This is a genomic window from Roseomonas rosulenta (assembly GCF_016106005.1).
GTDB classification, from domain to species: Bacteria; Pseudomonadota; Alphaproteobacteria; order Acetobacterales; family Acetobacteraceae; genus Neoroseomonas; species Neoroseomonas rosulenta.
In genome coordinates, this window is sequence record NZ_JACADR010000143.1 from 1 (window position 1) to 11,110 (window position 11,110).

At 70.2% G+C, this 11,110-nt stretch carries 9 protein-coding genes; 7 read left to right on the top strand and 2 right to left on the bottom strand.

The window, feature by feature from the left end; all coding sequences use genetic code 11:
* Nucleotides 1-146: 146 nt before the first annotated feature.
* From ispG to HW578_RS16355, 6 genes are all read left to right on the top strand, one after another.
* On the top strand, nucleotides 147-1,286 hold the full coding sequence (ispG, locus tag HW578_RS16330) for a flavodoxin-dependent (E)-4-hydroxy-3-methylbut-2-enyl-diphosphate synthase (RefSeq protein WP_198371661.1): 1,140 nt from the start codon (nucleotides 147-149) through the stop codon (nucleotides 1,284-1,286).
* Nucleotides 1,287-1,387: 101 nt separating this feature from the next.
* Nucleotides 1,388-1,771 carry a hypothetical protein gene (locus HW578_RS16335; RefSeq protein WP_198371663.1) on the top strand — a complete coding sequence of 128 codons (384 nt, stop codon included), beginning with the start codon at nucleotides 1,388-1,390 and terminating at the stop codon, nucleotides 1,769-1,771.
* A gap of 22 nt (nucleotides 1,772-1,793) precedes the next feature.
* Nucleotides 1,794-3,032 (top strand): histidine--tRNA ligase, encoded by a 1,239-nt coding sequence (gene hisS / locus HW578_RS16340; protein ID WP_198371664.1) that lies wholly within the window; start codon nucleotides 1,794-1,796, stop codon nucleotides 3,030-3,032.
* Nucleotides 3,029-4,084 (top strand): peptide chain release factor 1, encoded by a 1,056-nt coding sequence (gene prfA, locus HW578_RS16345; protein WP_198371665.1) that lies wholly within the window; start codon nucleotides 3,029-3,031, stop codon nucleotides 4,082-4,084. The genes hisS and prfA overlap by 4 nt, the downstream gene beginning before the upstream one ends.
* A complete protein-coding gene (prmC, locus tag HW578_RS16350) occupies nucleotides 4,081-4,962 on the top strand; it encodes a peptide chain release factor N(5)-glutamine methyltransferase (protein ID WP_198371666.1) in 882 nt (293 codons plus the stop codon). Before prfA ends, prmC begins: the two co-directional genes overlap by 4 nt.
* Nucleotides 4,963-5,422: 460 nt before the next feature.
* Entirely contained in the window at nucleotides 5,423-5,881 is a 459-nt protein-coding gene (locus tag HW578_RS16355; RefSeq protein ID WP_198371667.1) for a DUF4167 domain-containing protein, read from the top strand.
* 26 nt (nucleotides 5,882-5,907) lie between these two features.
* Here HW578_RS16355 and HW578_RS16360 read toward each other — a convergent pair whose 3' ends face one another.
* Nucleotides 5,908-6,672, bottom strand: coding sequence for an MOSC domain-containing protein (locus HW578_RS16360; RefSeq protein WP_198371668.1), 765 nt, complete (start codon nucleotides 6,670-6,672; stop codon nucleotides 5,908-5,910).
* A 112-nt stretch (nucleotides 6,673-6,784) separates the two neighbouring features.
* On the opposite strand from HW578_RS16360, the gene clpB reads away from it, so the two are divergent.
* Nucleotides 6,785-9,370 carry an ATP-dependent chaperone ClpB gene (gene clpB, locus HW578_RS16365; RefSeq protein ID WP_198371669.1) on the top strand — a complete coding sequence of 862 codons (2,586 nt, stop codon included), beginning with the start codon at nucleotides 6,785-6,787 and terminating at the stop codon, nucleotides 9,368-9,370.
* Nucleotides 9,371-9,416: 46 nt separating this feature from the next.
* On the opposite strand, the gene HW578_RS16370 is transcribed toward clpB, so the two are convergent.
* A complete protein-coding gene (locus HW578_RS16370; protein ID WP_198371671.1) occupies nucleotides 9,417-10,793 on the bottom strand; it encodes a M23 family metallopeptidase in 1,377 nt (458 codons plus the stop codon).
* Between the last annotated feature and the right edge of the window lie 317 nt (nucleotides 10,794-11,110).

Consider the following 11,110-nt stretch of genomic DNA (forward strand, 5'->3'; position numbering starts at 1 on the left):
CGCGCCGGCCCAGCCCTCGCCGCGTCCTGCGGCACCGCCGCCCGCCCGGCCCTGAGGCGTCGCGCGGCGCTGTTGAAGCCTTCCGGCCGGCGGCCCAAGCGGCCATATTGGCGCAGCCGCCGAGTGCAGGAACCGGAACCAGACGCATGGCCTATCGCCCCTACCAGCAGATCCTGCGCCGCAAGTCCCGGCAGATTGGCGTCGGCAAGGTGCGTGTGGGCGGCGATGCGCCAATCAGCGTACAGACCATGACCAACACGCCCACCGAGGACGCGCCGGCGACGATCGACCAGATCCGCCGCTGCGAACTGGCCGGGGCCGACATCGTCCGTGTCTCCTGCCCGACCGAGGAAGCCACCGCCGCGCTGCATGAGATCGTGCGCGAGGTGAATGTCCCGATCGTGGCCGACATCCATTTCCACTACCGCCGCGCCATCGAGGCGGCGGGGGCGGGTGCCGCCTGCCTGCGCATCAATCCCGGCAACATCGGCAGCAAGGAACGCGTGAAGGAGGTCGTCAAGGCCGCCCGCGACCATGGCTGCTCGATCCGCATCGGAGTGAATGCGGGCAGCCTCGAGAAGCACCTGCTGGAGAAGTACGGGGAGCCCAACCCCGAGGCGCTGGTCGAGAGCGCGCTGTGGCACGCCGACCACCTGCTCCAGGAAGGCTTCGACGAGTTCAAGATCAGCGTGAAGGCGTCCGACGTGTTCCTGGCGGTCGCGGCCTACCAGCAACTGGCCGAGGTCTGTGACCATCCGCTGCACATCGGCATCACGGAAGCCGGCAGCAAGCGGGCCGGGACGGTGAAGTCCGCGATCGGGCTCGGCTCGCTGCTCTGGGCCGGCATCGGGGATACGCTGCGCGTCTCGCTCTCTGCCGAACCGGAGGAGGAGGTGACGGTCGGCTGGGAGATGCTGAAGTCGCTGCACCTGCGGCACCGCGGCGTGAAGATCATCTCCTGCCCGTCCTGCGCCAGGCAAGGCTTCGACGTGATCCGCACGGTCGAGAAGCTCGAGGAACGGCTGGCGCACATCCAGCAGCCGATCACCCTGTCGATCATCGGCTGCGTGGTGAACGGCCCGGGCGAGGCGCTGATGACCGATATCGGCCTGACCGGCGGCGGCGCCGGCACGCACATGGTCTATTCCGCCGGCAGGACGGACCACACGATCCGGTCCGAGGAGATGGTGGACCACATCGTCGGGCTGGTGTCCGAGAAGGCCGAGGCGATGGCCGCGGCCGCGCGCGCAGCGGCGGCCGAGGCGGCGCGGCAGGCGGCCGAATGAGGATGGCTGCGGCGTCTGTACTGCGCCGCGGGGCATTCTGCGCGGTGCTCATCCTGGCGTGCGTGGCAACGGCACAGGCCGTCCGCGCGCAGATGGGCAGCGTGGAGATGCCGCCCGCCGAGGACGAGCCCCCGACGACGGAGGTGCGCCCGGGCGGCGCCTCCTGCGGCACGATCAACGCCAGGGCCATGGAGGCCTCGCTGATGATCCGTCAGCATGCCAGCGCCCTGTCCATCGGCATCGACCCGGAGCTGCGCGCGCAGGGGATGGTGCTGCTGGCCTTCCTCGACCAATGGACCGGGCGGCTGCGTGGCCTTGTCGACCTCGGCGAATACACGGACTGCCTGGATGACGGCGAGGCCGAGACCTATCGCCGGGCGCTCGCCACCGCGGTTCGGGTGGGCAACCAGGCGCGGGAGGAACTCTATCGCCCTTTCCGCGGGCAGCAGACCCAGCAGCCGCAGCAGCGCAACCGCAGGCCCTGACCTCGACTGACCGGACATCACCATGACAGCCCTACAGCCTGTCCGCGGCACGCGCGACCTGATCGGCGAGGAGTTCCGACGCCACCACGCCGTCGCCGAGGCAGCGCGCCGCACGAGTGCGCTCTACGGCTTCGAGGAATGGGCGACGCCGATCTTCGAGGACACGCGCGTCTTCTCCCGTGGCCTTGGCGATTCCTCCGATGTTGTGATGAAGGAGATGTACTCGTTCACCGATCGCGGCGGCGATTCGCTCACGCTGCGCCCGGAAATGACAGCCGGCGTCTGCCGTGCCCTGGTCTCGAACGGGCTCACCCAGACGAACCTGCCGCGCAAGGTCTTCTACGCTGGGCCAATGTTCCGCTACGAGCGGCCGCAGAAGGGGCGCTACCGGCAGTTCCACCAGATCGGCATCGAGGTGCTGGGCGCGGCCGAACCCCTCGCGGATGCCGAGGTGATCGCCTGCGGCTGGGACATCCTGGTCGCACTCGGCGTCTCGGACGGCACGGTGCTCGAGATCAATACGCTTGGCGATACCGAGAGCCGGGATGCCTATCGCGCCGCGCTGGTCGCCTATTTCTCGGCCCATCGCGAGGCGCTGAGCCATGACAGCCGTGTGCGGCTCGAGAAGAACCCGCTGCGGATCCTCGACAGCAAAGACGAGGGCGATCGCGCCATCATCGCCGGCGCGCCCGTGATCGGGGACCACCTGACCGAAGCCGCGGCCAGCTTCTACGCCGCGGTGAAGGCGCATCTGGTCCGCTTCGGCGTGCCCTTCCGGGAGAACCCGCGCATCGTGCGCGGCCTCGACTACTACAGCCACACGGCGTTCGAGTTCGTCACCGACCGCCTGGGCGCGCAGGGCACGGTGATGGCGGGCGGGCGCTACAACGGCCTGGTCGAGGAGATGGGCGGGCCGCCCACGCCTTCGGTCGGCTGGGCGGCGGGGATCGAGCGGCTGTCCATGCTTCTGCCGGCGGCACCCGAGGCAGCGCGGCCTGTCGCGGTGATCCCGGTCGGCGATGCCGCGGAGGCTGCCGCGCTTGACGTGCTGCAGGCGCTGCGGCGCGCGGGCGTGGTGGCGGAGATCGCCTATCGCGGCAATCTCAAGCGGCGGATGGAGCGCGCCAACCGGATCGGCGCGCGCGCCGCCGTCATCCTGGGCGATGAGGAGATCGCCGCCGGCGTCGCGCAGGTCCGCGACCTGGATGCCGGCACGCAGGAGAAGGTGCCTCTGCCGGAGGTGCCGGGGCGGCTCGCATGAGCTTGTCCGACCGGCTCGACCGCGTGCTCGCGCGGGCCGAGGAGGTGCGCCACATCCTCGCCAGCGCGCCGGGGGCGGAGATCGGCGCGCTGTCGAAGGAACTCGCGGAGCTCGAACCGCTGGTGGCGAAGGTCGAGGAATTGCGCGCCGCCACCCGCGCGCGCGATGAGGCCGAGGCGATGATGGCCGACCCGGAGATGCGCGACCTGGCCGAGGCCGAATGGCTCGTGCAGAAGGATCGCGTGCCGCTGCTCGAACGCGAGCTGCAACTCATGCTTCTCCCGCGCGACGCGGCGGATGAGCGCAGCGCCATCCTGGAAGTTCGCCCCGCCGCCGGCGGCGACGAGGCCGGGCTGTTCGCCGCCGAGCTGTTCCGCGCCTACCAGCGCTATGCCGAATCGCGCGGCTGGCGGTTCGATCTTCTGGACTACGACGAGAGCGACCTGGGCGGCATCAAGGGTGCGACCGCCGAGATCGCGGGGCGGGGCGTCTTCGCGCGCTTCAAGTTCGAAAGCGGCGTGCACCGCGTCCAGCGCGTGCCGGCGACCGAGACGCAGGGGCGCATCCATACCTCGACCGTGACCGTCGCCGTGCTGCCGGAAGCGGAGGAGGTGGACGTGCAGGTGAACGACGCCGACCTTCGGATCGACACCTACCGTGCTTCCGGCGCCGGCGGGCAGCACGTGAACAAGACCGATTCCGCTGTGCGCATCACCCACCTGCCCACAGGCATCGTGGTGGCGATGCAGGAGGAGAAGTCGCAGCACAAGAACCGCGCCAAGGCGATGAAGGTGTTGCGCGCCAGGCTGTACGATGCGCAGCGCAGCGCCGCCGACAGCGCGCGCGCCGCCGATCGAAGGTCGCAGGTCGGCACCGGGGACCGGTCGGAGCGCATCCGCACCTACAACTTCCCGCAGGGACGCGTGACGGACCACCGCATCGGCCTGACGCTGCACAAGATCGACCGCGTCATGCTGGGCGAATTCGACGAGATCTTCGATGCGCTGATCGCCGAGGACCAGGCGGCGCGCCTGGCCGCCGAGGCGGCGTGACGACCGCCTGCGCCGATCCGGGCGGTTCGGTCGGCGCCTTCCTGTGTCAGGCAGGGCGGGTGCTGCGCGCGGCAGGGATCGAGGCGCCGCGGATCGAGGCCCGCATGCTGCTCGCGCATGTGCTGCGCTGCCGGGAAGAGGACCTCCTGCGCGACTCGCGCGCGCCGGTGCCCGCCTCGGCCGGCGATGCCTTCGCCGCGCTGCTGCGCCGGCGTGTCGCGCGGGAGCCGATGGCGCATCTGGTCGGGCATGTCGGCTTCTGGACGCTCGACCTCGCTGTCTCGCCCGCGACGCTGATCCCGCGGCCGGATTCGGAGGCGATCGTGGAAGCAGCGCTGGAGGGCTTCGCGGATGGCGGGCGGGTGCTCGACCTCGGCACCGGCACGGGGGCGCTGCTTCTGGCCGTGCTCGCCGAGCGCCTGGCGGCCTGGGGGCTCGGAATCGACCGCGCGCCGGCCGCAGCGCGGCTGGCGGCGCGTAATGCGGCGGCGAATGGGCTTGCGGGACGGGCGGCCTTCCTGGCCGGGGACTGGGATGCGGCGATTCGCGGACAGTTTGACCTGGTGCTTTCGAACCCGCCCTACATCGCGACTGGTGAGATCGCGGGACTGATGCCCGAAGTGGCGCAGCATGAGCCGGCCCTGGCGCTGGATGGGGGGCCGGATGGGCTTGACGCCTATCGCCGGGTCGTCGCCCGGCTGCCGGGGCTGCTGGCCCCGGGCGGGCGGGCGGTGCTGGAACTCGGGGCCGGGCAGCGTGCGGCGGTCGAGTCGTTCGCGGCCGGGGCGGGGCTGATGACGGTGTCGGTCGGCAGGGACCTGGGCGGCATCGAGCGGGCGCTGGTGCTGCGGCCCGGGTGCCGCAAGGGGCCGGGCTGAGGCCGGACGCATCTTGGTCATGTGCGGCCCGCGGCTGGCCGCCTTCGCGGCCTGAGCCCGCCGGGCGCGGGTCGGGCCGTCATACGCCTGGCAGGATACAATTGGCGGGGGGCGAAGAATCCGTTTGGCGCCGGGGCTGGCCGCCGCTAGGGTGCCGATGCGGTAGGGCAGGGAACCGCCCTCTCCTCACCTGGACAGCACCGAGAGCGGGTTCGATGTCCCGCCGGACTGACCCGGGGCCGCAGGTGTCCTGCCCGCGAAATTCGCTGCAGTCGGCGAATGCGGCGGGTGAGCAGGCCACTGGCAACAATGACCGGCAAAGTGATGGCGACGGCCGCGGGCCGCAGCGATCAGGGTGCCGGTGTGCAACGAGACCGGCCGCATGCCGCGAGGGGTCGAACCGGATGGGTTCGGTCCTGGCGGGAATGGTCGGGACGCAGGACAGCGAAACGCAACACCGATGAACATGAAGCGCATGCGCGGCCGTGGCGGCCATCGTCATGGTGGTGGGGGCGGCGGCCAGTTCCGCCACACGGGTGGTGGCAGCGGCGCCGGCGATCGCCAGCCGCTCAACCGCAACCACGTCTTCGATTCGAGCGGGCCGGACATGCGGCTGCGCGGGACGTCTCAGCAACTGTTCGAGAAGTACCTCCAACTCGGACGCGACGCGACCAGCGGCGGCGACCGCGTGATGGCGGAATCCTATTTCCAGCATGCGGAACACTATTTCCGCATTCTCAACGCCATGAACCAGGCCGCCGCGCAGCACCAGCAGACCCAGCAGCGCCGGTACCAGCCCAACGAGCAGGCCGAGGGCGAGGGCGGCGAGGCGACCGAGATCGGCAGCGCCAACGGCCAGGACTTCGGCGAGGGCGAGGGTGCGGCCGAGGCGGCCGGCGAGGCGCGCGAACCCGCCTGACGCCAGGCCCGCGCCGGGCCAGGGCTTCAGCCTTCCGGGTCGAGGACTTCGAGCGCGTCGCCCAGCGCGATGCGCCCGCCTTCGACGACCTCCGCATAGACGCCGAGATCCGCATGGCCGAAATGCTGGCGCAGCCAGCGCGGCGGCTCGGCGTCGCGCTCGGCGGTCAGCGGATTCACCTCGGTCGCGGGGCAGCGAACGATGCGCTTGATGACGCGCAGGCGAGCCTGGCCGAGCAGGATCTCGCGACCGATCCAGTCGAATTCCGCCCAGGGGCTGCCGCCCGAGACGTAGACATTGGCGCGGAAGCGCAGCGGGTCGAGCTGCGCGCCGGCGGCCTGTTCCAGCGCGTGCAGGCTGGATAGTCCGATGATGGAGACGACCTTCTTCGCGACGTCGGAGAAGGAATGGCCCGGTGCCTCGACGAAGCAGGGCGCGCCGCGGGCTTCCTCGCCCAGCGCGGCGGTGAGGGTGCGGGCGATGGCGGCGCGACCTTCCGGCGTGCGCGTGCTGGCTGCGACGGGCGTCGCGTTCGGCAGGCGCAGGACGAGGTCGCCAGTGCGCGCATCGAAGGCCGAATGCACCAATGCCAGGCGTGCATTCGCCATGAGGCAGCCGAAATTGCGCTTGGGCAGCCAGGCGGGCGCTGCGGGGTCGAAGGCGGAATCCCCCTGGGCCAGGGCGAAGCGGCGGTCCTCCGGAAGGGTCGCGCCGGGGGTCAGCACCACCTCCTCCATCGCTTCGGCCGTCAGGCCCTTCACCGGGTAGCGGTAGATGGTCTCGATGCGCATGGCGCCCCCTTGAACCAGATCAAGGACGCATACCACATGACGTGCCATTGGAGGCGTGTCCGCGGCCCATTCGGGGGCGGGTGACGCCTGTCCGCTCAGGAGAGGGACGAATATGGACATCGAGAAGTTCACCGACAGGGCCCGCGGCTTCCTGCAGGCTGCGCAGACCATCGCGATCCGCGAATATCACCAGCAGGTGACGCCGGCGCATCTGGCGAAGGCGCTGCTGGACGATGCCGAGGGTGCGGCCAGCGGGCTTGTGCGCGCCGCCGGCGGCGATCCGGCGCGGGCCAAGCAGGCGATCGAGGCGTCGCTTGCGAAGCTGCCCAAGGTCTCGGGCGGCGGCGCGGGGCAGCCGCAATTCACCCCGGACATCGTGCGCGTGCTGGATGCGGCACAGCAGCAGGCGAGCCGCGCCGGCGACGAGTACGTCGCGCAGGACCGGCTGCTGGTGGCGCTGGCCGCCAGCGATGGCGATGCCGGGCGTGCCTTCCGCGATGCGGGGGCTGACCCGCAGCGGCTGGAAAAGGCCGTGGTCGACTTGCGCAAGGGCCGCACCGTGAACAGCCAGAATGCCGAGCAGAGCTTCGACGCGCTGAAGAAGTACGCGCGCGACATCACCGCCGCCGCGCGAGAGGGTAAGCTCGACCCGGTGATCGGGCGCGACGAGGAAATCCGCCGTTCGATCCAGGTGTTGGCGCGGCGCACCAAGAACAACCCGGTGCTGATCGGCGAGCCCGGCGTCGGCAAGACCGCGATCGTCGAGGGACTGGCGCTGCGCATCGTCAAGGGCGACGTGCCGGAGGCGTTGAAGACGAAGCGCGTGATGGCGCTCGACCTCGGCGCGATGGTGGCGGGGGCCAAGTACCGCGGCGAGTTCGAGGAACGCCTCAAGGGCGTGCTGGCCGAGGTGCAGGAAGCCGAAGGCGAGATCATCCTGTTCATCGACGAGATGCACACGCTGGTCGGCGCGGGCAAGGCGGATGGCGCGATGGATGCGTCGAACCTGCTGAAGCCGGCGCTGGCGCGTGGCGAGCTGCACTGCATCGGCGCGACCACGCTCGATGAATACCGCAAGCATGTGGAGAAGGACGCCGCGCTCGCGCGTCGCTTCCAGCCTGTGTTCGTGGGCGAGCCATCGGTCGAGGACACGATCAGCATCCTGCGCGGCATCAAGGAGAAGTACGAGCTGCACCACGGCGTGCGCATCACCGATGGCGCGCTGGTGGCCGCCGCCACACTGTCCAACCGGTACATCACCGACCGATTCCTGCCGGACAAGGCGATCGACCTGGTGGATGAGGCGAGCTCGCGCCTGCGCATGCAGGTGGACAGCAAGCCCGAGGAGCTGGACGCGATCGACCGCGACCTGATGCGGCTCAAGATCGAGCGCGAGGCGCTGAAGAAAGAGCAGGATCCCGCTTCGCGCGACCGCCTCGGAAAGCTTGAGAAGGAGCTGGCCGACCTCGAGGAACGCTCCAGTGAGATGACGCAGCGCTGGGAGGCGGAAAAGGGCAAGGTCGTCGAGAGCCAGAAGCTCAAGGAGCAGTTGGACAAGGCGCGCACCGATGTCGAGCTGGCGCAGCGCAAGGGCGACCTGACCAAGGCATCGGAGCTGCTGTATGCGGTGATCCCGGGCATCGAGAAGAAGCTGGCGGAGGCCGGTGACGGCGATGCGCGGCTGGTCAACGAGGCGGTGACCGAGGAAGGCATCGCCGCGATCGTCTCCCGCTGGACCGGCGTTCCAGTCGAGAAGATGCTGGAGGGCGAGCGCGCCAAGCTGCTGCGCATGGAGGACGAGCTGCGCCGCCGCGTGGTGGGGCAGGAGGAGGCGCTGGAAGCGGTCTCCAAGGCCGTCCGGCGCGCACGTGCGGGACTCCAGGACCCCAACCGGCCGATCGGGTCGTTCCTGTTCCTCGGGCCGACGGGTGTCGGCAAGACCGAGCTCGTGAAGGCGCTCGCGCAGTTCCTGTTCGACGACGAGCGGGCGATGACGCGCATCGACATGAGCGAGTTCATGGAGAAGCACGCCGTCTCCCGCCTGATTGGCGCGCCGCCGGGCTATGTCGGCTACGAAGAGGGCGGGACGCTGACGGAAGCCGTGCGGCGCCGGCCCTACCAGGTGATCCTGTTCGACGAGGTCGAGAAGGCGCATGACGACGTCTTCAACGTGCTGCTGCAGGTGCTCGACGACGGGCGGCTGACGGACGGGCAGGGACGGACGGTCGATTTCCGCAACTGCATCATCGTGCTGACCAGCAACCTCGGCAGCCAGGCGATCGCGGAGCTGCCCGAGAGTGCGGAGATCGAGGCTGCGCGGCCTGCGGTGATGCGGGCGGTGCGCGAACGCTTCCGGCCGGAGTTCCTGAACCGTCTGGACGAGGTGGTTCTGTTCCGGCGGCTCGCGCGCGGGGACATGGCGTCGATCGTGGACATCCAGCTGCAGCGGCTGCTGAAGCTGCTGGAGGACCGCAAGGTGCGGCTCGAACTGGATGCGAAGGCGCGGGAGTGGCTGGCGGAAGCGGGCTACGACCCGGTCTATGGCGCGCGCCCTCTCAAGCGAGTGATTCAGCGCAACCTGCAGGACCGGCTCGCCGGGTTGCTGCTGGAAGGCAGCATCAAGGACGGGGAGGTGGTGCGGGTCACCGCTTCCCGGGACGGGCTCGAGGTCCGTCCCGGGCTGGCTGAGGCGGCGTAGCGCGGCGCGCGGGCCGGCGGTGTCACGCCGCCGGCCCCGTCGCCTGTCAATCGCTGGCCAGCGCGATCTCGTCGCCTGAGCCGAAGCCCGCGGCGATTCGCGTGATCCGTGACTGGCGCGCGCGGAAGGCCGCGAGGTCGGCCCCCGCGAGGCGGACCGCTTCCTGGACGTGGCGGGCGGGATTCACCTGACGGCCGCCGGCCACGACCTCGTAGTGCAGATGGGGGCCGGTCGACAGGCCGGTCGATCCCACCGCGCCGATAACTGCGCCCTGTCGGACGCGGCGGCCGGCTGTGGCGTTGCGCGCGAAGCGGGACATGTGCGCGTAGCGGGTCTCGACGCCATTGGCGTGGCGGATGCGGACCATGAGGCCATAGCCGCCCTCGCGCTTGGCGGAGATGATGACGCCCTCGGCTGCGGCGTAGATCGGCGTGCCGGTCGGGGCCGCGAAGTCGATCCCCTGGTGCACCCGGTTGAAGCCCAGCACGGGGTGCGAGCGCGGGCCGAAGCCGGACGAGACGCGCGCGCCATCGAGCGGCGTCCGCATGAAGGAGCGCCGCAGGCTGCGGCCCTGCGCGTCGTACCATTCGACATCGCCCGCGCGGTTCTTGTAGCGCCAGACCTCCAGCGTGCGGCCCGACAGGGTGAGCGTCGCCTTCAGGATCTGGCCGTGCCCCAGGACATCGCCTTCATCGTCGCGGAATCGGTCGAACAGGACCTCGAAGCGGTCGCCCGGCTGGAGGTCGCGCTGGAAGTCCACCTGGTGGCCGAGGATCCGGATGAGGGACAGCGCCATGCCGGCCGGCACACCGCTGCGGGTCATGGCGGGGAAGAGGCCGCCGTCGACACTGCCCTCGGCGCGCACGAGGAAGCGGCTGCGCGGGGCAATGGTCAGGCTGTCGGCCCAACTTCCGTCCGGCTGCCGGGCGACACGGACCGTGCGGCCGGGTTCGGGTTCGATCTCGATATCGAGCAGGTCCGGGGTCTCGCCTGGGGACAGACGGATCGCGATCTCGGTGCCAGGACGCAGCTGACTGGGCCGGAATTGGCGCGCCAGGCGTTCTATCGCGGCATGGGCATCCGCGCTATCCACGCCGGCGCCGTCGAGCAGGCTGGCCAGGGTATCGCCCCGCGCGACCACCAGGATGCGCTCCTGCGGGACCTCGGCCTCCTTGGGCGGCGCGTCGGGAAGGATGACGGCAGTCGGCGCCGGGTTGATGCCCGGCGCGTCAGCAGGCGCGACCGAGGGTAAGTCCGTGATGCAGGGTTCCGACCATGGCGCCGCCGCCTGCGGTTCGGCCGGCGGGGCGAGAGCGGCTTCGTGCGCCGCCTCAGGGCGGGAAGTGAGGATGGCCGGGCCTGGGCCGATGGCCGGATAGAGCGATATCAGCGCGAGTGTTGCGATTGCGAGGCTGGGCCGCATCGTCGGGAAGGCCTCCTGGGCTGCGGTTGCCGCGGCGTTGGGCCACAAAGCGGCGCCTTATGACAAGACGTTAATCCGTGATCTTGGAGTCCGTGGAGAGGTCAAGGAGCCGAGCCATGCGTTTGACGCAGGGCACTGCACCACACGAAACCTGTTTGACATGTCGCGGATACCCCCGTAGAAGCCCGCCCACGCCGCTGCTGGTGGGGATTGACGGTTTGGTGCTGAGGCACTAGGTTGTTACCCCCGCTGAGGTCGGCGGGTTTCGCTGGATCGACGAGTGGTGGCCTCACCTGAGGTTATCTCGGGTTGGTCTA